Here is a 21,923-nt window from a genome sequence, read left to right on the forward strand (position 1 = left end):
GGACGTGCGGTTCGGGGTGCGGCTGCACACCCATCTCGCGGAACTCGTCGCCCGAGGCGTGGGCGACGGCGAACCGGCTGCTCGACGACCTGGACGCGGACACGATCACGGCGGCGCAGTCCGCGCTCGGGCGCAGCGAGTCGGTGGGCCAGCGGCGGACGCCGGCGCTGCGCGGCGGTTCGCGGGACGAGTTGGAGATCCACCCGAACCTGTGGGCGGGGGTCGGTCTCGTCCGGGGCGGCGCGGGCGGGGGTGCCGTTCCTGGTGGGAAGCGGGCGCTGAGCGCGCGGGAAGGCCCGGGAAGATCCACGGCCTCGGTGCTGTTCGTAGAAACGTGAACAACACGCGTGAGGTCGACGTGGTCGTCGTAGGCGCCGGACAGGCGGGACTGGCCGGCGCCTATCACCTGCGGCGCACCGGTTTCGAGCCGGAGCGCGACTTCGTGGTACTGGACCACGCGCCCGCGCCGGGCGGGGCCTGGCAGTTCCGCTGGCCGTCGTTGACGTACGGCAAGGTGCACGGGATGCACGCGCTGCCGGGCATGGAACTCACGGATGCCGATCCGGCCCGCCCGTCCGCCGAGGTGATCGCCGAGTACTTCGCCGCCTACGAGCGCGCCTTCGACCTGCGGGTACGGCGACCGGTGGACGTGAAGGCGGTGCGGGAGGGCGAGTGTGGGCGGTTGCTCGTCGAGACTTCCGACGGCGTGTGGTCGACGCGGGCGCTGATCAACGCGACCGGCACCTGGGACCGGCCGTTCTGGCCGCGCTATCCGGGTCAGGAGACGTTCCGGGGACGGCAGTTGCACACCGCGCAGTACCCGGGACCCGAGGAGTTCGCCGGGCTGCAGGTGGTCGTGGTCGGCGGGGGCGCGTCCGGCACCCAGCACCTGATGGAACTCGCCCCGTACGCGGCCTCGACGACATGGGTGACCCGGCGTCCGCCGGTCTTCCGCGAGGGTCCGTTCACCGAGGACGTGGGCCGCGCGGCCGTCGCGCTGGTGGAGGAACGGGTCCGGCAGGGGCTGCCGCCGAAGAGCGTCGTCTCCGTGACCGGGCTTCCGCTGAACGACGCGATCCGGCAGGCGATCGCGGGCGGGGTTCTGGACCGGCAGCCGATGTTCGACCGGATCACGCCCGACGGGGTCGACTGGGACGACGGCCGGCATGTGGACGCCGATGTCATCCTGTGGGCGACCGGTTTCCGGGCCGCGATCGACCACCTGGCACCGCTGAAGCTCCGCGAGCCGGGCGGCGGCATCCGCGTCGAGGGCACGCGCGCGGTCGCCGACCCGCGCGTCCACCTCGTCGGCTACGGACCGTCGGCAAGCACGATCGGCGCGAACCGGGCGGGGCGGGCGGCTGTGCGGGACATCAGGCGGCTGTTGGCCGGGGAGCCGGTCGCGGCCTGAGGTCGACCCGGCCGGGTTGCTTCGTGCGGGGAGGGGGACCCCGTCGGGGTCGGGGTCGGGGTCGGGGTCGGGGTCGGGGTCACCGTGCCGCCTCCCGTTCGCGTCTCCGACTCGTCGGCTACGGCTGTCCGCGAGCTGTCTCGGCGCCGGCCTCACGGCCGTACGGGACATCGGACGGCTGTCGGCCAAGAAGCCGGTAGCCGGTAGCCGCCCGATGCTCGTCCCGGCCGGTCACTTCGTGGGCGAGGCGCTGTTCTTCTGGGCCGCGTTGAACTCGGCGACATTGCGCTGGTGTTCCTCGTACGTGGCCGCGAAGCGGGTGTCGCCGGGCTTGACCGTGACGAAGTAGAGCCAGTCGCCCGGGGGTGGGTTGATCGCGGCGTGCATCGCGTCCTCGCCCGGGTTGTCGATGGGGGTGGGCGGCAGGCCCATGCGCTGGTAGGAGTTGTAGGGGCTGTCGAGCCTCGTGTCGCTCGTGGTGGTCTTCAACGTGGCGCGGTTGAGCGCGTAGTTGATGGTCGAGTCCATCTGGAGCGGCATCCCGCGTTCGAGGCGGTTGAAGATGACCCGGGCCACCTTCCCCATGTCCGCTGTGGACGCCGCCTCGGCCTGCACGATGCTCGCGATGGTGACCGCCTGATAGACGTTCATCGCGTTGCGCTGCGCGCCGGCGGCGACGGGGGCGCCGTTGAACTTCTTGTTCGCGGTGTTGACCATGAAGGACAGCAACGACTCGGGTGTCGCCTTCTCCTTCAGCGGATACGTCGCCGGGAAGAGATAGCCCTCGGGGTTGCCCTCCGCGTCGTTCGGCAGCTTCAGGCCGGCCTTCGCGATCGACTTCTTCGTGGTGCCGACCGGCAGCGCGAGGACCTTGTCCACCGCTTCGTAGATCTGGCCCGAGCGCCAGCCCTCCGGGATCACCAGTGAGGTGGGCCGTGCGTCCCCCTCGCTCTCCAGGCTCAGCAGCGGCACCGCCACGGCGGTGCCGGCCACGACGGCCCCGGTCGCGATGAGGGCGACCCGGCCCCTGCGGGTCAGTCGAATCGTGCTCCGTGGCGGAGTGTTCATCTGCATGCGGGCACGGTAACCCGCATACCGTCACAATCCCGGCATATCTTCAGCTTGTCGGTTCCAGTTGGGCATCTCGGCGTACGAGGGCCGCGTACCGCCCGTCCTGATCGAGCAGTTCCTCGTGCGTGCCCCGTTCCGCCACGTGCCCGGAGTCGAGGACCACGATCTGGTCGGCGCCGCGGACGGTGGACAGGCGGTGGGCGATGGTGAGCGTGGTGCGGTTGGCCGACAGGGCGTCGATGGCGTCCTGGACGGCCGCTTCGGTGCGGTTGTCGAGGGCGCTGGTCGCCTCGTCGAGGATGAGGACCGGCGGGTCGCGCAGGATCGTGCGCGCGATGGCCAGCCGCTGCTTCTCTCCGCCGGAGAACCGGTGGCCGCGCTCCCCGACGATCGTGCCGTACCCGTCGGGCAGGCCGGCGATGTGCTCGTGGATCTGCGCCGCGCGCGCCGCCGTGTACAGCTCCTCGTCGGTGGCGTCCGGCTTGGCGAAGCGGAGGTTGTCGGCGACCGAGGCGTGGAAGAGGTACGTCTCCTGCGAGACGACGCCGACGGCACGCGCGAGCGTGTCGAAGTCCAGGTCGCGGACGTCGACCCCGTCGAGGGTGACCCGGCCGCCCGTCACGTCGTAGAGCCGCGGGACGAGATAGCCGAGGGTCGACTTTCCGGCGCCGGTCGGGCCGACGATCGCGAGGCTGTTGCCGGCGGGGACGGTGATGTCGATGCCGTCGAGGATCGGGCCGCTCTTGTCGTCGTAGTGGAACTCGACCTCCTGGAAGACGACTTCACCCTTGATGGTGTCGAGGTGGACCGCGTTCTCGCACTCGGTGATGTCGATCGGCAGGTCGAGGTACTCGAAGATGCGCGCGAAGAGCGCCAGCGAGGTCTGGATCTGGACGCCGGTCGACAGCAGGCTGACGGCCGGGCGGAACAGGCCCTGCTGGAGCGAGACGAAGGCGACGATGGTGCCGATGGAGACGTCCGGGCCGCCCATCTGGAGGGCTATTCCGGCGGTCCAGTAGATGACGGCGGGCATCGCGGCCATGACGATCGAGATGACGGCCATGCGCCAGCGCCCGGCCATGTTCGACCTGACCTCCAGGTCGACGAGGCCCTCGGACTCCTCGGAGAAGGACTGGGTGAGCGAGTCGGAGCGGCCCATGGTGCGGCCGAGCAGGATGCCGCTGACGGACAGCGACTCGGTGACCGTGGCGGCCATCACGGCCATCTGCTTCTGGCGCTGGGTGGCGATCTTCTTGCGTTCGTTGCCGACCCGGCGGCTGATCCACACGAAGACCGGGAGCAGCAGCAGCGAGACGACCGTCAGCCGCCAGTCCAGGGCGATCATCGCGATGATCGTGGCGACCACGCTGGTCAGGTTGGAGACCAGGGAGGTGGCCGTGGAGGTGACGGTGGCCTGCATGCCGCCGATGTCGTTGGCTATGCGGGACTGGACCTCGCCGGTGCGGGTCCGGGTGAAGAAGGCGAGCGACATGCGCTGGAGCCGGCCGTAGACCGCCGTGCGCAGGTCGTGCATGACGCGCTGGCCGACCGTGGTGGAGATCAGGGTCTGCAGCACGCCGAAGATGCTGGTCAGGACGGCGCTGAGGATCATGCCGAGCGCGAGCAGGCTCAGCAGGCCGGTGCGGCCCTGCGGGATGGCGACGTCCAGCGTCTCCTTCAGCAGGAACGGGGTCGCCACGGTGACCAGCGACGCGGCACCGACCAGCAGGCCGACGACCGTGAGCCGGGCGCGATAGGGCTTGAAGAGCTTGAGGATGCGGCGCACCTGCCGGGGTTGATCGGTCGAGGTGCCGGGGGACGGGGTCCAGTTGATGTCGTCGCGGGGCATGGTCTCCTACGGATGGTGAGGCGATCAGGACTGGTCAGGCGCTCAGAACTCATGGAGCGATGAGACCTGATGGAGCATAGCTCATTGTTACCTATACTCACAATGAACCAGGTCCTGATATTGTTCCCGCATGACCACCCCCGATTCCGACGGCCTGCTCGCGGAGCAGCTGCTGCGGCTCACCCGCCGGGTGCACCGCATCCAGAAACGCCATCTGGAGCAGCGCGACCTCGGCATCACCCCCGCCCAGTCCCGGCTGCTGCGCACCCTCGCGCACTTCGGCTCCCCGCCTCGCATGGCCGACCTCGCCGAGCGGCTCGAAGTGGTGCCCCGGGCCGTGACGACACTGGTCGACGGCCTGGAGGCGAGCGGGAAGGTCCGGCGGGCGCCCGACCCGTCCAACCGCCGGGTCATCCGGATCGAGATCACCGACGAGGGCCGAAAGGCGTTGCAGGAGCTGCGAGGCGCGCGGCGCGGCGCGGCGGACGAGATCCTGGCGCCGCTCACGAATGTGGAGCGCGAGGTGTTGCGGGGGTTGCTGGACACCTTGGTGGACGGGCCGCCCGGGGCGCATGAAGGACACGCACATGAGGGGCATGTGCACGAGGGGCATGTGCACGAGGGGCAGAGACACGGGCGCCCCTGCTGACCCGCGCCGGGGTTCCCTCCGGAGGCCGGACCCGCGTCACTCCGGCCAGTTCGAGTCCTTGATGCGTTCGGGATCAGGTACCTCGTCGTGGAACCAGGCGGCTTCGCGACCGACTGGGCCGGTTCGTCGATGCGGATCCCGGAGGTGGCGCCGGAGTACGGCGAGACCGTCGGCGCGCTGATCCGCCCCTTCGAGGGTCCCGTCACCGCCGCGGGCGACCCGAAGCGCGCCGGGGGGATCCTGGTCCGGCTCGTCAAGCAGCCGACCCTCCCCTCCCATCTCCTCCTGGGAGTCGCCGCCGTCGAGCTGGCCCAGAGCTACTCACGCGACCAACTCGCGCAGGCGTCCGCGTGGGAAGCGGTGAGCCGCTCGGCCGACTTCGACCAGGACTACCCGGTCGCCCTCGTCGACCAGGCATGGGAAAACGGGCCGCGACTCCCCCACCGTACCGATGGACACAGGAGCCACGGCCCGCCGCACAGGGTCAACCGGCCTCGGAAGCAGTCTCCTTGCCGACCTGAGCGGGAACCCCCGCCTCGTTGCGCACGACGTCTTCGTCCACGGCTTCGGCCGCGTCACCCTCCGCGTCTTCGTCTACGACCTTGATCTCGCCGTCGAGGACCTTCTTCGCCCGCTCGATGTCCAGGGCGCCCTCCCAGCGGGAGACGGCGAAGACGGCGACACAGTTGCCGAGGAGGTTGGTGACGACGCGCATCGAGTCCATGATGCGGTCCACGCCGAGCAGCAGGGCGACGGCGCCGGCCGGAATCGCGCCCAGCGAGGAGGCGGTCGCGGACAGGGCGAGGAAGGCCGAGCCGGGGATGCCGGCCATGCCCTTGCTGGTGAGCATGAGCACCAGGATCACGGTGATCTGCTGGCCGAGGCTCAGGTCGACGCCGACGGCCTGGGCGATGAACAGCGTGCCGATGGAGAGGTAGAGCGAGGCTCCGTCGAGGTTGAAGGAGTAGCCGGTGGGCAGCACCAGACCGACCGCGTCGTCCCGGGCGCCGGCCTTGCGCAGCTTCTGCATCACGCGCGGCATGACGGACTCGGTGGAGGCAGTGCCGAGCGCGAGGAGCATCTCCTCGCGGATGTAGCGGAGGAACTTCCAGAGGCTGAGCCCGGTGACCAGCCGCAGCGCGACGGCGAGCAGCGCGACGAAGAGCGCGGCGGCGACGTAGCAGAGGATGATCAGCTTGGCGTAGGTCTTGATGACGCCGAGCCCGTACTGGCCGACCAGGACGGCCATCGCGCCGAACACGGCGAGCGGGGCGAGCCGCATGACGAAGCCGACGATCGCGAAGATGATCTCCTGGGCCTGCTCGATCGCGGGCAGGACCTGGGGCACCTTGGTGTGGCCGAGGTGGAGCAGCGCGGCGCCCACCAGGCAGGCCAGGATGAGGACTTGGAGCAGGGAGTTCTCGGCGAAGGCGCCGATGAAGCTGGTGGGCAGCGCGTTGACGACGAACTCGGTCGTCGAGGGCAGCGAGCCGCCGCCCGTCTTCGCGTCCACCGCCGAGGTGTTGAGCGTGGACGGGTCGACGTGCATCCCGGAACCGGGCTGCACGACGTTGGCGAGGACCAGACCGATGATGAGGGCCGCGGTGCTGGCGACCTCGAACCAGATCAGCGCCTTGAGGCCGATCCGGCCGAAGGCCTTGAGGTCACCGGCCTTGGCGATACCGACGACGACCACGCAGAACACGAGCGGCGAGATGATCGTCTTGATGAGCCGGGTGAATCCGTCACCGAGGGGCTGAAGGTCCGTGGCCACGTCCGGCCACAGCTTTCCGACGAGGATTCCGAGGACGAGCGCGCAGGCGACCTGCGCGAAGAGTGAGGTACGCAGTATGCGTGCGACGCGTCGCGGCAGAGGCGGGACGGACGGCGGCACGGGCACTCCTTGAGGGGGACGGTCGTTCACAGAAGTCGAATGGGGTGACTTCTGCGATACGGAAAGCGGCTTCCGTGTGGACACTTTGGAGCCGTTGTTGATCCCCCGGAAAACCTCCGTGTGACAGCCGTGTAAATCACGCACCCGAGTGACGCATCGCACGCACGACACATCAGCAGCCGAGGCGGTCCTCGGTGAGCACTCCCTGCACGGTCTTCAGCGAACGGTCGTAGCAACCGCCCGAGCCGTACAACCGGTAGCGCTCACTCGACGTCCCGACGGCGTGCCGCTGGTCACGGGGCACACCGAGCGTGTACGTCGCATCCCCGCTGTAGGTGTCGTCGAGCCGCGACCACCCGGTCCGCCGCCCGTCCCGCGTATCGACGACGGCCGCCCGGTCGCCCAGCGTGAGAACGGTACGCAGCCGGTCGTCCGTCCCGATCGTCGTCTCACCGTTCATCGTGTACGTCCGATGCGTGGCCGTCGTCCGGGCAGGCCCGCGCCCGTCCACGGTCACCGACTCGTCGTCCGTCCAGCTGGCGTCGAGGCCGTCCGTGTTCTCGCCGTCGGTCCAACGGTGCACGGAGGTGTTCGCGAGCGTCCGGTCGACGGTGGTCGTCACCCGGCCGTGCGAGGTGTCGACGTATCCGGCGACGGTCAGCCGATGACCCGCCCCGGTGTCCACACGCTCCTGCGAACCGGGCGTGTACGTCGAGGAGTTGGCGATCTCGCCCGCCCGGTCGACGGTGAGCTTCCCGGTGACCTGGGCACGCTTCGCGTCCTGCCAGACCAGCACGTTCACCGGCGCGCTCCACCCGCTCTGCCCCTCGGGCACACCCACGACGGAGACGTCGACGCGGTGCGGGCGGCCGTCGTCGAGCAGCCCGGCGAAAGGCGTGAGGTCGTATGCGATCGGCTTCACGTCGAAAGCGCGCGGGCCAGGAATGACGTACCAGAGAAAGGGATCGGACCAGCCGCCGGTCCACACGTTCGGGAACGGCGCGGCGATTCCGGCGAGTTGACCGTCGACCTTGATCTGCACCTCGCGGTAGGGGCCCTTGTCGGCCTGGCAGGAGTACGGCGCCGCGTCGGGCACGGCGAGGTACCAGAACTCCTCGCAGCCGCCGCCGGATCCGGTGGCGTACACCTCGGCGACGACGCGTTCGCTGTTGCGCGGGGTGGTGAGGGTCGAGTCGGCGGCGAGGGTGAGGACGCGGTCGGGGGTCTGTGCCGCCGGCGGTCTGCCCTCGTAGAACGTCAGTGTGGCCTTGACTCCGATGACGCCGGTGTAGGTGTCGTCGACGACGTTGCCGATGAGCATCTCGACGTCCTGCGCGCTGCGGAAGGTGGCGCTGTAGCGCGTGACGTCCTTCTCCACGGACCACGTGATGCCGTCGGGCGAGGGTTCCGGTGTCGACGTGCGCAGGATCTCAACCCCGCCGACGTGCAGATAGCCGAGCCGGTCGTACTGCCGTCCCTTGACCGTGCCGTCGAGGCGCAGCACGACCTTGCTCCAGTGGTCGCCGCAGGCTTTGGGTGGCGTGTAGGTGCCCTCGTACGGGGTGAAGTCGCGGAACTCGGTGTCGGCGAGGGTGACTTGGCAGGACTTGGTGGCGGGCTTGGCGATGGGCGGTGCCGCGGTGAGGGGGTCGTGCCAGTCGGTGCCGAACTCGGCGGGGACGTCGGCGGCTTGGGCCTTCGGATCGGCCGCTTGGGCGGGGCCGGCCCCGAGGAGGGTGCCCGCCAGGAGGGTCGCTCCGGCGAGCATGGACATGACTATCCGGTTTCTCATGGGCGGTGTTCTACCCCTTGAGGTCCGCCCTGTCCCCCATCAGCACCACCGGATGCCACTCCGGGTCGAGCGTGCGCAGCAGGTACTCCATCGCTTCCTTGGGCAGGCTGACGCAGGCCGACGTACCGCTGCCGTGGTCCAGGTGCAGCCAGATCCCGCCACCCTTGTCCTCGCCCTCGGGCTGTTCCGCGTCGTCGGGCGGGGTGCCCTTGACGCGGTTGTAGTCGATGGCGATGACGTAGTCGAAGTCGTGCCAGTGCGACTCGTCCCAGTCGCGCGGTGCCTCGTACGACTCGTCCTGGGAGTACGGGAGCGCCGTGCCCGGGTCGTCGAGCACACCGCCCGCCGCGGTCAGCGTGAACACGCCGACGGGGCTGCGCCGGTCGCCGAGGTGGTGGTCGAGGGTCCAGCCCCGCTTGCCGTTGTGCGCGGGCCAGCTGCGGGTCCGGTCCCAGGCGGAGCCGCGCTTGGTGAACAGTACGGCGGTGGAGTCCGGGGAGTCCTTGCCGTCGCCGTAGACCGCGAGGACCTGGCGTGTGTCGGCGGGGATGTCGCGGTGGAGCCGGTCGCCGACGTCCGGGATGCGGGTCCGGTCGGGGGTGGCGGCGGCCGGTCCCGGGCGGGCCGCCCGACCGGTGTGCCGGCCGTCGGGGTGTGCCGTGTGCGCGCTTCCGCACGCCGACAGGGCCGCCATCGTCAGGAGGGAACCGAGAGCCGCCATCGCGACCCGCGCACGTCGTGTGCCGCCACTCTGCATCGGCCCATGCTCACATCGCATTCGACGACATTGCGTGAGGTCACGGACATCTCGCCCCTGATGGGTGAACGCCGGTTCTCGCCCCCGGCGGGGAAAACCGCTTGCTTCCGACCACGCTGCGACGCGAACCTTTCACGGTTTGTTGCCGCACTCCGCGGTTCCTCCTCCCCCTTCCCGCCTGATCAAGAGCCACTGGGACGTCATGCAGATTCAAGACCTTCCGTACCCCGACCCGGGTGTGCCGGACGCGCGCTCGGGGCCTCGGTTCCTGTGGTGGCTCGGCCGGAATCAGCTCGGTGGACAGTTCAAGTCCCTGGCCTGGGGGCTGCTGCACTTCGTGTCCGTCTCCGCACTGCCGTTCTGCGTGGGGTTCGCCGTGCAGGCCGTGGTCGACCGCTCCGGGAGCCGGCTCGCCCTGACCGGCGGGCTGATGGCGCTGTGCGGGGCGGGCATCGCCGTGGGCGACACCTTCCTGCACCGGGCCGCCGTCACCAACTGGATCACGGCCGCCGCCCGCGTCCAGCAACTCCTCGCGCGCCAGGCAGCCCACCTCGGCCCGGCGCTGACCCGGCGGGTCGCCGCCGGTGAGGTCGTGGCCGTGTCGACGGGTGACGTCGAGAAGATCGGCTGGTTCGTGGAGGCGCTGTCGCGCTTCCTGGCCGCCGCGCTGACCATCGTCGTCGTGTGCGTCGGCCTGGTCGTGTACCAGCCCGCGCTCGGTGTCGTCGTCGCCGTGGGGGTGCCCGTGCTGGCGGTTTCCGTACTGCCGCTGCTCCCCCGCGCCACGCGCCGCGCCGACGTGCAGCGCGAGAAGGCGGGGCGTGCCACCGAACTGGCCTCGGACACCGTCGCCGGACTGCGGGTGCTGCGCGGCATCGGCGGCGAGGAACTGTTCCTCGACCGCTACCGCCGGGCCTCGCAAGAGGTGCGGCACGCGGCCGTGCGCAGTGCCCGGATGTGGGCGATCATCTCCGCGATCCAGGTGCTGATGCCGGGGCTGCTGCTGATCGCGATCGTCTGGCACGGCGTGCAGCTGGCCCGCCAGGGCCGGATCACCGTCGGCGAACTGGTCACCGTCTACAGCGCGGTGATGGTCATGTCCTACCCGCTGCGGCACTTCGAGGAGATCGCCATGGCGTACTCCTTCTCCCGGCCCTCGGCGAAACGCGCCGCGCGCGTGCTGTCCCTGGAGCGGGTCACCGACACCGTGGGGACGCGCGCGGCCGAGGTGCCCGCCGGGGATCTGTACGACCCGGACACCGGTCTGCTCACTCCCTCCGGCCGGCTCACCGCCGTGGTGTGCGGTGACCCCGACGCGGCCGGGCGGCTGGCGGAACGCCTCGGCGGACACCCCGCCGAGGCGGGCACCTCCGTGCTCCTGGACGGCGTACCGCTCGACGAACTCCCCCTCGACTCGGCGCGCACCGCCGTCCTCGTCCAGGACAAGGACCCGGTGCTGCTGTCCGGTTCGCTGCGCGAACTGCTCGACGTGCCCGCCTCGGGGGCGGTCGGCGCGGAGGAGGCCCTGGCCGCCGCGCAGTGCGGGGACGTGCTGGTGGCGCTCGCCCACGGGTCGCTCGACACCGAGGACCCGATGGACGCCCGCATCACCGAACGCGGACGCTCCCTCTCCGGCGGCCAGCGCCAACGGCTCGCCCTGGCACGATCGTTGATCACGGACCCCGAGGTCCTCGTCCTGGACGAGCCGACCTCCGCCGTCGACTCCCACACAGAGGCCCGGATCGCCGAGGGCGTAAGGGAGTTGAGGACCGGCCGGACCACGGTGGTGTTCACCACCTCGCCCCTGCTCCTGGACCACGCGGACCGGGTCGTGCTCGTGCACGAGGGCGAGGTCGTGGCGGTCGGCACCCACCGCGACCTGCTCCACACCGAGCCCCGGTACCGGGCCGTGGTGACGCGCGAGACCGAGGACGAGGCCGCGCTGCGGAACTCCTTGGATCACGACGAGGCTCCTCTCCGGGATGCCCTGGACGACGACGAAACCGCTCTGCGGAGCGCACTGGAAGAAATCGAGGAAAGCGCATGATCGGCGTGGCGCCCCCGGCGTACGACCCGGCGGCCCCGACCACGGCCAGCACCCTGCCGGTCGGCGCCCCCGCGACCGTACGCGCCTACGTGTCCGAACTGTTCCAGCGGCACCGCCGTGCCTTCCTGCTCCTCGTCAGCGTGAACACGGTCGCCGTGATCGCGTCGATGGTGGGCCCCTATCTGCTCGGCGACCTCGTCGAGCGGGTGTCGGACGGCGCGCGAGAACTTCATCTGGGCCCGACCATCGGGGTGTTCGTGGTCGCGCTCGCCGTCCAGGCCGTGTTCATCCGGCAGGTGCGGCTGCGCGGCGCGATGCTCGGCGAGCGGATGCTGGCCGACCTGCGCGAGGACTTCCTCGTACGGTCGGTCGGACTGCCCCCGGGCGTCCTCGAACGCGCCGGGACCGGCGACCTCCTGTCCCGCATCACCACCGACATCGACCGGCTCGCCAACGCGATGCGCGAAGCCGTGCCGCAACTGGCGATCGGCGTGGTGTGGGCGGTGCTGCTGCTGGGCGGTCTGGTCGTGACCGTGCCGCCGCTGGCACCCGCCGTGCTGATCGCGGTGCCGGTGCTGGTGATCGGCTGCCGCTGGTACTTCAAGCGCGCGCCGGCCGGCTACCGCTCCGAGGCCGCCGGGTACGCCGCCGTGGCCGCGGCCCTCGCCGAGACCGTGGACGCCGGCCGCACCGTCGAGTCCCACCGCCTCGGCGACCGGCGCATCGCCCTCTCGGAGCGCCGCATCAAGGAGTGGACCGCCTGGGAGAACTACACGCTCTGGCTGCGGTCGGTGCTTTTCCCGGTCATCAACGTCACCCACGTCACGGTGCTCTGCTCGGTCCTGATGCTCGGCGGGGTGTTCGTGCTGAAGGGCTGGATCGGAGTGGGCGAACTGACGACGGGCGCCCTCATCGCACAGATGCTCGTCGACCCGGTGAACCTGATCCTGCGCTGGTACGACGAGCTCCAGGTCGCCCAGGTCTCGCTGGCCAGGCTGGTCGGCGTCCGGGACATCGAGCCGGACGCCGGGGACGCCGCCCTGTCCCCCGAGGGCCGGGACGTGTACGCCGACCGCGTGCACTTCGGCTACCGCGAGGGCGTCGACGTGCTCCGCAAGGTGTCCCTGCAGGTCGCGCCCGGTACCCGGCTGGCCCTGGTCGGCCCCTCGGGCGCGGGCAAGTCCACCCTGGGCAGGCTCCTCGCCGGCATCTACGCGCCCCGGGACGGCCGGATCACCCTCGGCGGTGCCGAACTGTCCCGGATGACCGCGGAACACGTCCGCTCCCACGTGGCCCTCGTCAACCAGGAGCACCACGTCTTCGTGGGTTCCCTGCGCGACAACCTCCTGCTCGCCAGGACCGACGCGGCGGACGCCGAGCTGTGGGCGGCGCTGGGCGCGGTCGACGCGGACGGGTGGGCGCGGGCCCTGGACGACGACCTGGACACCGAGGTCGGCTCGGGCGGGCTCGCGCTCACCCCGGCCCAGGCCCAGCAGATCGCACTGGCCCGGCTGGTGCTGGCCGATCCGCACACGCTGGTCCTGGACGAGGCGACCTCGCTCCTCGACCCGCGTGCGGCCCGTCACCTGGAACGCTCCCTGGCCCGGGTCCTCGACGGCCGCACAGTCGTCGCGATCGCCCATCGCCTGCACACCGCCCACGACGCGGACGTCATCGCCGTCGTCGAGAACGGCCGTATCAGCGAACTGGGGAGCCACGACGAGCTGGTGGCGGCGGAGGGGGCGTACGCGGCGCTGTGGCGGTCGTGGCATGGGTGAGGAAAGCTCCACCGGTAAGGCAGTGACCGACCTGGGGGTCGGTGGTTCACGTGCGGGCCGGTGGGGGCCGGTCGCGCAGTTCCCCGCGCCCCTGACGGGGCACGGGCCTTGCACACCGTCGCCCCCGGCTCGGGCGCGTGCCGTTGCGCGCGGGGGAAAAGGGGTGGAAGGCTGGGGAGCGGCACCGGTTCGGGGAGTGCCCGGGAACCACATGGTTCGTGCCGGGCGCCGCCTGTGCCCCGCACAGCGGCGACCCGCCGCCGACCGCGGTGAGAACGGGCCGGCCCCCACCACCTGGAGGTATCCGTGAACAGCGTCGACGGATGGGGAGACGACGTCTACCAGCCCGACGGATCCGAGGTACAGGACGACGCGGGTCTGCTCGACGCGGAGGACACCCTGGTGGCCGACGGCGTCGAGGACCCCCTCGACCGCGGCTGGTCCCCACCGGACCGCCCCTGGGCGGTGGAACGCGCCGATGTCACGGCCGCGGAGCGTCAGCACGGGGAGTCGCTCGACCAGCGCCTCGCCGAGGAGGTCCCGGATCTCGTCGTGCCGGACGGCGACGGCCTCGGCGACTCCGAGGACACCGACGGCGAACTCCGGGACTTCGAAGTCGGCGACACCCGCTCCGGCCGGCTCGTGGCGCCCGACGAAGGGGCGCACGAGGACGAGGAGAGCGGCCTGATCGCCACGGACGTGGGCATCGACGGCGCTGCCGCCTCCGCCGAGGAGGCCGCGATGCACATCGTCGACGAGGACGAGGACTCCCTCTACGGCTGACCCCGTCGCCCCCTCGCCGTCACCGACACCCCCGCCACGACCATGTCGTCCGCACGAGGAGCAGCCATGCAGCAGGACAAGCAGCCCGACTACCACCCCGTGGTCTTCCGGGACCGCGCCGCAGGTTACGCCTTCCTGACCCGGTCCACCGCGACCAGCGACCGGACCATCGAGTGGGACGACGGCGAGACCTACCCGGTCGTGGACGTGGAGATCTCCTCGGAGAGTCACCCCTTCTACACCGGCAAGGCCAGGACGGTGGACACGGAGGGGCGCATCGCCCAGTTCGAGCGGCGCTACGGCGGCGGGGCGGGCCCGGGTTCCGGCGAGGCGTGAGCGACTGCCGGAACCGGGACCGGCCCTCAGATCACGTTGAGCGCCGCGGCGCAGCCCACTCCCCCGAGCAGTATGAACACCGGCATCAGCACCTTGAGCTCGACCCAGCTGCCCGCGCGGAACCGCATCACCTTCGGCGGCCCGATCGGGTACCAGCGCCGCCGGCCCAACGGGATCGGCCACAGTATCGGGCAGCCGGACACGGTCAGGGCATCCCCGATGTCGTGCACCAGCGCGCCCAGCACGACCGGCAGGCCCAGCCACAGGTACTGGTGCTGGTCCGTGAACAGCCAGTTCGAGCCGTTGCCCGACTTGTCCAGCACTCCGGCCAGAATCCACGCGCTGGTTCCCGCCAGCAGCCACACCAGGATGTCGCTGCTGGAACCGCGGGCCGCCCGCCACAGCAGACCCTCGATGGCCAGCACCATGTGCACGAAGAGGATCGCCAGCACTCCCCACCGGCCACCCGCGATCGCCACGGCCGAACTCCCCGCCCCGATCAGGACCGCCCACAGCCAGGTGTGGGTGAGCGTACGGTGCCCGCCGTTGCGGCGCGGGTCGCCCTGCTTCCTCGTTCCCTTGTAGACGGCGTACGAGAGCTTGTCGACGACCTCGCACACGGTCCGGGAGACGGGTCCGAAGGCCCGGGAGATGGTCGCCGCCTTGTGGTCGAGGTCCGGGGCGAGCGCGGCGCCGGCACAGATCAGGGCGCCGACCAGGATCACCGGCCAGGGCATCGGGTGCCCGGCGGCGGCGGTCGCGGCTCCGACGCCGAGCCAGGCCGCCGCTCCCGACAGTGAGTGTGCTGGTCCCATCATGGCCGTTCCCCGCCCCATTCCTCTTACGCCGCCGGTCAGTTGCTCGGGTGCCCTGACACTCTGTCGGCGCCACAGCGTAGCGGTAGCGATCTTCGTCCCCACAGCCGATTCCCCCATCGGACGGGACGCCAGGCAAGATGGGGTCGTGACCCTCATCGACCAGTTGCCGCCGACCGCAGATCCCGACGCCCTCTACGAAGCCTTCGAGTCGTGGGCCAAGGAGCGCGGTCTCACGCTCTACCCCCATCAGGAGGAGGCGCTGATCGAGGTGGTCTCCGGTGCGAACGTGATCGTGTCGACGCCCACCGGCTCCGGCAAGAGCATGATCGCCGCCGGTGCGCACTTCGCCGCGCTGGCCCGGGACGAGGTCACCTTCTACACCGCCCCGATCAAGGCCCTGGTCTCCGAGAAGTTCTTCGAACTGTGCAAGATGTTCGGCACCGAGAACGTCGGCATGCTGACCGGCGACGCGTCCGTCAACTCCGACGCGCCCATCATCTGCTGCACCGCCGAGGTCCTCGCGTCGATCGCGCTGCGCGACGGCAAGCACGCGGACGTCGGCCAGGTCGTCATGGACGAGTTCCACTTCTACGCGGAGGCGGACCGCGGCTGGGCCTGGCAGATCCCGATCCTGGAACTGCCGCAGGCACAGTTCATCCTGATGTCGGCCACGCTCGGCGATGTCGCGATGTTCGAGAAGGACCTCACCCGCCGCACCGGGCGCCCCACTTCGGTGGTCCGCTCGGCGGTCCGACCGGTGCCACTGTCCTACGAGTACCGGCTGACCCCGCTCACCGAGACGCTGACCGAACTGCTGGAGACCAGGCAGGCGCCTGTCTACATCGTGCACTTCACCCAGGCGCAGGCCGTGGAGCGGGCGCAGGCGCTGATGAGCATCAACATGTGCTCGCGCGAGGAGAAGGACCAGATCGCCGAGCTGATCGGCAACTTCCGCTTCACCACCAAGTTCGGCCGCAACCTCTCCCGTTACGTACGGCACGGCATCGGTGTGCACCACGCCGGCATGCTGCCCAAGTACCGGCGCCTGGTGGAGAAGCTCGCGCAGGCCGGTCTGCTGAAGGTCATCTGCGGCACGGACACGCTCGGGGTGGGCGTCAACGTGCCCATCCGCACCGTGCTGTTCACGGCACTGGCCAAGTACGACGGCATCCGGGTACGCACGCTGCGCGCCCGTGAGTTCCACCAGATCGCGGGTCGCGCCGGACGCGCCGGCTTCGACACGGCGGGTCTCGTGGTCGCCCAGGCCCCCGAGCACGTCGTCGAGAACGAGAAGGCGCTCGCCAAGGCCGGCGACGACCCGAAGAAACGCCGGAAGGTCGTCCGCAAGAAGGCGCCCGAGGGCTTCGTCGGGTGGACGGAAGGCACCTTCGAGAAGCTCATCACCTCCGAGCCGGAGCCGTTGACGTCCCGCTTCCGGGTCACGCACACGATGCTGTTGTCGGTGATCGCCCGCCCCGGCAACGCTTTCGACGCGATGCGGCACCTCCTGGAGGACAACCACGAGCCGCGCAAACAGCAGTTGCGGCACATCCGGCGCGCGATCGCCATCTACCGCTCGCTCCTGGACGGCGGCATCGTCGAGAAGCTCGACACCCCGGACGCCGAGGGCCGCATCGTGCGCCTCACGGTCGACCTGCAGCAGGACTTCGCCCTCAACCAGCCGCTGTCGACCTTCGCGCTCGCCGCGTTCGAACTGCTGGACCCCGAGTCGCCGTCGTACGCGCTGGACATGGTGTCCGTCGTCGAGTCCACGCTGGACGACCCGCGCCAGATCCTGGCCGCCCAGCAGAACAAGGCGCGCGGCGAGGCGGTGGCCGCGATGAAGGCGGACGGCGTCGAGTACGAGGACCGCATGGAGCGCCTCCAGGACGTCAGCTACCCCAAGCCGCTGGAGGAGTTGCTCTTCCACGCGTACGACACGTACCGCAAGAGCCACCCGTGGGTCGGCGACCACCCGCTGTCCCCGAAGTCCGTGATCCGTGACATGTACGAACGCGCCATGTCCTTCACGGAGTTGACCTCCTACTACGAGCTGGCCCGCACCGAGGGCATCGTGCTGCGCTACCTCGCCGGCGCCTTCAAGGCCCTCGACCACACCGTCCCGGACGACCTCAAGTCCGAGGACCTGGAGGATCTGATCGCCTGGCTCGGTGAGATGGTGCGCCAGGTCGACTCCAGCCTGCTGGACGAGTGGGAGCAGTTGGCCAACCCGGCGGAGATGACCGCCGAGGAGGCGCAGGAGAAGGCCGACCAGGTCAAGCCGGTCACCGCGAACGCGCGTGCCTTCCGGGTCCTGGTGCGCAACGCGATGTTCCGCCGCGTGGAGCTCGCCGCCCTCGACCATGTCGAGGAGTTGGGCGAGTTGGACGCCGAGGCGGGCTGGGACGCGGATGCCTGGGGCGAGGCGATGGACAAGTACTGGGACGAGTACGAGGACCTCGGCACCGGCCCCGACGCCCGCGGGCCCAAGCTCCTGCTCATCGAGGAGGAGCCGCAGCACGGCCTGTGGCGCGTTCGGCAGATTTTCGCCGACCCGAACGGCGATCATGACTGGGGCATCAGCGCGGAGATCGATCTCGCTGCCTCCGACGAGGAGGGCCGTGCGGTCGTCCGCGTCACCGACGTCGGCCAGCTGTGAGCACAGGAGAATCCCACCCATGACGAACCCGGCAGAGCGGCTCGTCGACCTGCTCGACCTGGAGCAGATCGAGGTCAACATCTTCCGTGGCCGCAGCCCGCAGGAGTCCCTGCAGCGGGTCTTCGGCGGCCAGGTGGCGGGCCAGGCGCTGGTCGCCGCAGGACGCACCACCGAGGGCGACCGGCCCGTGCACTCGCTGCACGCGTACTTCCTGCGCCCGGGCCGGCCGGGCGTGCCGATCGTGTACCAGGTCGAGCGGGTGCGGGACGGGCGGTCGTTCACCACCCGTCGGGTCACCGCCGTGCAGCAGGGCCGCACGATCTTCAATCTCACCGCCTCCTTCCACAAGCCTGAACAAGGTCCTTTCGAGCACCAGCTGCCGCCGGCCCGCGAAGTCCCGGACCCGGAGTCCCTGCCGACGGTGGCGGAGGAGGTCCGGGCCCATCTGGGCGCGTTGCCGGAGCAGTTGGAGCGGATGGCTCGGCGTCAGCCCTTCGACATCCGGTACGCCGACGGGCTGCGCTGGAGCGCCGAGGAGATCAAGGGCGCCGAGCCTCGCAGCGCGGTGTGGATGCGGGCGGTCGGGCCGCTCGGCGACGATCCGCTGGTGCACACCTGCGCGCTGACGTACGCCAGCGACATGACGCTCCTGGACGCCGTCCGCATCCCCGTCGAACCCCTGTGGGGACCACGGAACTTCGACATGGCCTCCCTGGACCACGCCATGTGGTTCCACCGGCCGTTCCGCGCGGACGAGTGGTTCCTGTACGACCAGGAGTCCCCGATCGCGACGGGCGGCCTCGGTCTGGCCCGCGGGCGCATCTACGACAGGGAGGGCCGCCTGCTCGTCTCGGTCGTCCAGGAAGGGCTGTTCAGAGCGCTCTAGCCACAGCGCTCCGTGGCCATGCTGTGAGCGCCGCGACTCATGCGCTTCTGCGGCGCAGCCAACCCAGCACGCCGCGTGATCGCTCGGGCTGGTGCTCGCTCAGGGACGGCGGTGGGCCGGCCGGTGCGGAGGTGGGCCGGGGTGCGGGGCGGTGGCGGCGTGCCTCCTCCAGCACCTGGGCGAGATCCGCCCGCAGCCAGCCGATCTCGTCCGGGTCGGCCGCTGTCATGATCCGCTCGGCGAGATGCGCGGCGGGCGAGCCGGGAGCCCCTTGGGCGGGCGGGTCCGGTCGGAACCGGTTCAGGTAGGAGCGCTCGTAGGGGTCCTGGACGATTTCGGCGATCTGGACGGGGTCGAGCAGGGCGGCCAGGGCTCCGGCGCGCTCCCACGGGTCGTCGGCCTGGCGCAGCAGGAATCCCAGGTGACGTCCCCGCCAGTTGCGGGGCCGTAGATCCAGGCCCGCTTGCAGTTGGTCCCGCAGTCCTTCGGGCGTGCGGCCGTTCAGCAGCGAGGTGTGGTTCTTGTCGGTGGCGAACTGCCGTAGCTCTTCGGCCAGATAGAGCCAGACCACGGCCCGATAGCGGTTGAGGTAGAACGTCACTGGCACTACCAGTCCCAGCCGCGCGAAGCGGGTGAACCTGGCGGAGGTGATCTCCATGAGGGCCGCGCCGTCCGTGGTGCCCACGGTCCTGACACTCTCCCGGAGTGATTCGGGGAACCCGTCCGCCGAGCGCAGCCGGTCGATCTCGGTGCGGGCGACGCGCCGGCCGCCGCCCCCTTCGTCGGGCACGGTGCGGATGCGCCCGAGGTGTACGGCGAGGTCGAACTCGCCTCGCTTGAGCCCCAGTTCTCGTGCCGCGCGACTCGGCGTGCACAAGACGTCGGACGGTTTGGTGATGGTGTCGCCTGCCATGGTCGATCTCCCCCGCGGAGTCCGTTGCTCACGCTGTGTGCGCTCGCGATGAACAAACCGTAACCGGTCCGACGGATCTCGTGGCAAGCCTGTGGATAACTTCGCGAAAGCTGGCGAACTCGCAGGTCAGAGATCTGTGACCGGGGTTCGCTCGGGTTGCCGGGCGTCCACGCCGAGGTGCTCGCCGACGCGGTTGACGAGGAGTGTCATCTCGTAGGCGATCTGGCCGATGTCCGCCTCCGCGCCGCTGAGGACGCACAGACAGCTGCCGCTGCCGGCGGCGGTGACGAACAGGACGGCGTCGTCGAACTCGATCATCGTCTGCCGCACCCCGCCCGCGCCGAAGTGGCGTCCCGAGCCCTTGGCCAGGCTGTGCAGTCCCGACGAGACGGCGGCGAGATGTTCCGCGTCCTCGCGGCGCAGTCCCGTGCTCGCGCCCGTCACGAGTCCGTCGTTGGACAGGACGAGAGCGTGTCGTACGTGCTCGACGCGTTCGGTCAGATCGTCCAGCAGCCAGCTCAGTCCCTGGTTCTGCGCCATGTTCCGGCCTCCCCGTGTCACGTCTCCCCCTGGCCGGAGGATCTCCCGTCAGACTTCACCACCTCCGCGGCCCGGGGCAAGGAGGATAGGGGCATGGCACAGAAGATGACCGACGAGGAATGGCGGGCGTTCGTCTCGCACGGCACGCGCACCGGCAAGCTGTCGACCGTTCGCGCCGATGGGAGCCCACATGTGGCGCCGATCTGGTTCCTGCTCGACGGGGACGACCTGGTGTTCAACACCGCGAAGGACACCGTAAAAGGGCGCAATCTGGCCCGTGATGGGCGAGTCGCCCTCTGCGTGGACGACGATCGGCCGCCGTTCGACTTCGTGGTGCTGCAGGGGCGCGCCGGGTTGTCGGAGGAACCGGGCGAACTCCGGTACTGGGCCGCCCGGATCGGGGCCCGGTACATGGGCGAGGAGCGCGCCGAGGAGTTCGGCGCCCGCAACGGGGTGCCGGGCGAACTCCTCGTCCGCGTCACGGTCGAGAAGGTCCTGGCGCAGAAGGGCATTTCGGAGTGAGATACCCCGTCAGCCCACCGAGTCGAGCATCCGGGCGGTGTGCATCCGCCCGGCGTATTCGACGAGCCGGATGAGCACCTCCTTCCCCGAGTCGCGGTCACGGGCGTCACAGAGGACCACCGGTGTCCCCTGGTCGAGGTCCAGCGCGCGGGAGACGTCGCCGGCGCCGTAACTGCGGGCGCCCGCGAAGCAGTTGACGGCCACCACGAACGGGATGTGCCGGTGCTCGAAGTAGTCGACCGCGGGGAAGCAGTCCTCCAGTCGCCGGGTGTCCGCGAGGACCACTGCCCCGAGGGCACCCTGCGACAGTTCGTCCCACAGGAACCAGAAGCGGTCCTGGCCCGGTGTGCCGAACAGGTAGAGGGAGAGTCCGGACCTGATGGTGATACGGCCGAAGTCCATGGCGACGGTCGTCGTGACCTTCTGGTCCACGCCGTCGGTGTCGTCCACCAACTGGCCTGCCTCGCTGAGCAGTTCCTCGGTGCGCAGCGGCCTGATCTCACTGACCGCGCCCACCATGGTGGTCTTGCCCACGCCGAATCCGCCGGCGACCAGGATCTTCAATGCCAGGGCGGTCGTCTCGCCGCCTTCGACATCGGAGTGCTCGGAGACCATCGATCACTTCTCTCGGGAGTGCCGGCAACGCTCGACGTCCGTAGATACGCATCTTGGCAAGCGCGGCCTCACCCTGGGAGGTTGGACCACTATTTGCCCGATGTGACCGCCTCGCACCCGTTCGGTGCGCGAAAGCGTGCACAAGTCGGTGTCGTACGCGTTCGTGTGGTTCTGAAGTTTCATCACAGCGCCCGAAGTCCCTCGATCACCTCGCGCAGAATCCGTTCGTCGGGCAGCTGCGCGGGCGGCACCGGACGGCTGACGGTGACGCAGCCGAGCTCCAGGAGGTCACCGAGGAGCACCCTGACCACCCCCAGGGGAAGGTCCGCTCCGGCGGCGAGTTCGGCGACGGACTGCGTTTCCGTGCGGCACAGGTCGATGAGGGCCCGGTGTTCCGGTCCGAGCCCGGTGTCGTCGTCGAAGTCGGGTGCGCCCACATCCAGCGTGACGAGCGCGATGAGGTCGAAACGCACCCCTGTAGGGCCTGGTTTGGTACGTCCGCCCGTCATGGCGTAGGGGCGGACGAGAGGCCCGGCCTCCTGGTCGTACCACTGGCTGCCCGGCTCGTGCGGGGCGCCGGTCATGTCTTCGGTCATCGAAGCG

20 protein-coding genes are annotated in these 21,923 nt (G+C 70.2%); 10 read left to right on the forward strand and 10 right to left on the reverse strand.

All coding sequences use genetic code 11. From position 1 onward, the window contains the following. The first annotated feature begins 143 nt into the window (after window positions 1-143). Complete coding sequence (locus ACIQBL_RS19830; protein WP_401943459.1) at window positions 144-338, forward strand: hypothetical protein; 195 nt, start codon at window positions 144-146, stop codon at window positions 336-338. Then, window positions 335-1,411, forward strand: a complete 1,077-nt coding sequence (locus tag ACIQBL_RS19835) for an NAD(P)-binding domain-containing protein (RefSeq protein ID WP_401943463.1) — start codon at window positions 335-337, stop codon at window positions 1,409-1,411. The genes ACIQBL_RS19830 and ACIQBL_RS19835 overlap by 4 nt, the downstream gene beginning before the upstream one ends. Window positions 1,412-1,642: 231 nt before the next feature. Here the strand turns inward: ACIQBL_RS19835 and mltG are convergent, their stop codons facing one another. Together mltG and ACIQBL_RS19845 are read right to left on the reverse strand one after the other, a co-directional pair. After that, entirely contained in the window at window positions 1,643-2,485 is an 843-nt protein-coding gene (gene mltG / locus ACIQBL_RS19840) for an endolytic transglycosylase MltG (RefSeq protein WP_401943466.1), read from the reverse strand. 43 nt (window positions 2,486-2,528) lie between these two features. Continuing rightward, window positions 2,529-4,331: an ABC transporter ATP-binding protein gene (locus ACIQBL_RS19845; RefSeq protein WP_401943469.1), complete on the reverse strand. Its 1,803-nt coding sequence runs from the start codon at window positions 4,329-4,331 to the stop codon at window positions 2,529-2,531. A gap of 130 nt (window positions 4,332-4,461) precedes the next feature. Here ACIQBL_RS19845 and ACIQBL_RS19850 point away from each other — a divergent pair, with 130 nt between their 5' ends. Then, complete coding sequence (locus tag ACIQBL_RS19850) at window positions 4,462-4,980, forward strand: MarR family winged helix-turn-helix transcriptional regulator (protein ID WP_401943471.1); 519 nt, start codon at window positions 4,462-4,464, stop codon at window positions 4,978-4,980. A 484-nt stretch (window positions 4,981-5,464) separates the two neighbouring features. On the opposite strand, the gene ACIQBL_RS19855 is transcribed toward ACIQBL_RS19850, so the two are convergent. From ACIQBL_RS19855 to ACIQBL_RS19865, 3 genes are all read right to left on the reverse strand, one after another. Further along, entirely contained in the window at window positions 5,465-6,874 is a 1,410-nt protein-coding gene (locus ACIQBL_RS19855) for a cation:dicarboxylate symporter family transporter (protein WP_401943473.1), read from the reverse strand. Between the two features lie 172 nt (window positions 6,875-7,046). Next, window positions 7,047-8,666 carry a peptide-N4-asparagine amidase gene (locus ACIQBL_RS19860; protein WP_401943476.1) on the reverse strand — a complete coding sequence of 540 codons (1,620 nt, stop codon included), beginning with the start codon at window positions 8,664-8,666 and terminating at the stop codon, window positions 7,047-7,049. 10 nt (window positions 8,667-8,676) lie between these two features. Next, window positions 8,677-9,423 (reverse strand): L,D-transpeptidase family protein, encoded by a 747-nt coding sequence (locus tag ACIQBL_RS19865; protein ID WP_401943478.1) that lies wholly within the window; start codon window positions 9,421-9,423, stop codon window positions 8,677-8,679. Between the two features lie 202 nt (window positions 9,424-9,625). On the opposite strand from ACIQBL_RS19865, the gene ACIQBL_RS19870 reads away from it, so the two are divergent. The 4 genes from ACIQBL_RS19870 to ACIQBL_RS19885 all read left to right on the forward strand — a co-directional run bounded on the left by ACIQBL_RS19870 (window position 9,626) and on the right by ACIQBL_RS19885 (window position 14,367). Next, window positions 9,626-11,470, forward strand: coding sequence for an ABC transporter ATP-binding protein (locus ACIQBL_RS19870; RefSeq protein ID WP_401943480.1), 1,845 nt, complete (start codon window positions 9,626-9,628; stop codon window positions 11,468-11,470). Further along, window positions 11,467-13,248, forward strand: a complete 1,782-nt coding sequence (locus tag ACIQBL_RS19875) for an ABC transporter ATP-binding protein (protein ID WP_401943483.1) — start codon at window positions 11,467-11,469, stop codon at window positions 13,246-13,248. The genes ACIQBL_RS19870 and ACIQBL_RS19875 overlap by 4 nt, the downstream gene beginning before the upstream one ends. 306 nt (window positions 13,249-13,554) lie before the next feature. Then, window positions 13,555-14,031 carry a DUF5709 domain-containing protein gene (locus tag ACIQBL_RS19880; protein WP_401943485.1) on the forward strand — a complete coding sequence of 159 codons (477 nt, stop codon included), beginning with the start codon at window positions 13,555-13,557 and terminating at the stop codon, window positions 14,029-14,031. Between the two features lie 66 nt (window positions 14,032-14,097). Next, entirely contained in the window at window positions 14,098-14,367 is a 270-nt protein-coding gene (locus tag ACIQBL_RS19885) for a type B 50S ribosomal protein L31 (RefSeq protein ID WP_401943488.1), read from the forward strand. A 26-nt stretch (window positions 14,368-14,393) separates the two neighbouring features. On the opposite strand, the gene ACIQBL_RS19890 is transcribed toward ACIQBL_RS19885, so the two are convergent. Then, complete coding sequence (locus ACIQBL_RS19890) at window positions 14,394-15,185, reverse strand: metal-dependent hydrolase (protein ID WP_401943490.1); 792 nt, start codon at window positions 15,183-15,185, stop codon at window positions 14,394-14,396. Between the two features lie 145 nt (window positions 15,186-15,330). Between ACIQBL_RS19890 and ACIQBL_RS19895 the strand changes: the two genes are divergently transcribed. Together ACIQBL_RS19895 and ACIQBL_RS19900 are read left to right on the forward strand one after the other, a co-directional pair. Continuing rightward, window positions 15,331-17,844: a DUF3516 domain-containing protein gene (locus ACIQBL_RS19895; RefSeq protein WP_401943493.1), complete on the forward strand. Its 2,514-nt coding sequence runs from the start codon at window positions 15,331-15,333 to the stop codon at window positions 17,842-17,844. Between the two features lie 19 nt (window positions 17,845-17,863). Continuing rightward, window positions 17,864-18,730 (forward strand): acyl-CoA thioesterase, encoded by an 867-nt coding sequence (locus ACIQBL_RS19900; RefSeq protein ID WP_401943496.1) that lies wholly within the window; start codon window positions 17,864-17,866, stop codon window positions 18,728-18,730. Between the two features lie 37 nt (window positions 18,731-18,767). Here ACIQBL_RS19900 and ACIQBL_RS19905 read toward each other — a convergent pair whose 3' ends face one another. Then, the gene (locus ACIQBL_RS19905; protein ID WP_401943498.1) at window positions 18,768-19,643 is read right to left on the reverse strand and encodes a DUF6397 family protein; all 876 of its coding nucleotides are present in this window, start codon (window positions 19,641-19,643) and stop codon (window positions 18,768-18,770) included. A 126-nt stretch (window positions 19,644-19,769) separates the two neighbouring features. Beyond that, window positions 19,770-20,183 (reverse strand): roadblock/LC7 domain-containing protein, encoded by a 414-nt coding sequence (locus ACIQBL_RS19910; protein WP_401943501.1) that lies wholly within the window; start codon window positions 20,181-20,183, stop codon window positions 19,770-19,772. 93 nt (window positions 20,184-20,276) lie between these two features. Between ACIQBL_RS19910 and ACIQBL_RS19915 the strand changes: the two genes are divergently transcribed. After that, entirely contained in the window at window positions 20,277-20,705 is a 429-nt protein-coding gene (locus ACIQBL_RS19915) for a PPOX class F420-dependent oxidoreductase (RefSeq protein WP_401943504.1), read from the forward strand. 9 nt (window positions 20,706-20,714) lie between these two features. Here the strand turns inward: ACIQBL_RS19915 and ACIQBL_RS19920 are convergent, their stop codons facing one another. Continuing rightward, complete coding sequence (locus tag ACIQBL_RS19920; RefSeq protein WP_401943506.1) at window positions 20,715-21,320, reverse strand: GTP-binding protein; 606 nt, start codon at window positions 21,318-21,320, stop codon at window positions 20,715-20,717. 182 nt (window positions 21,321-21,502) lie between these two features. Then, entirely contained in the window at window positions 21,503-21,916 is a 414-nt protein-coding gene (locus ACIQBL_RS19925) for a DUF742 domain-containing protein (protein WP_043668685.1), read from the reverse strand. Window positions 21,917-21,923 lie beyond the last annotated feature (7 nt).

Source organism: Streptomyces sp. NPDC088350 (assembly GCF_044753545.1).
Lineage (GTDB): Bacteria > Actinomycetota > Actinomycetes > Streptomycetales > Streptomycetaceae > Streptomyces.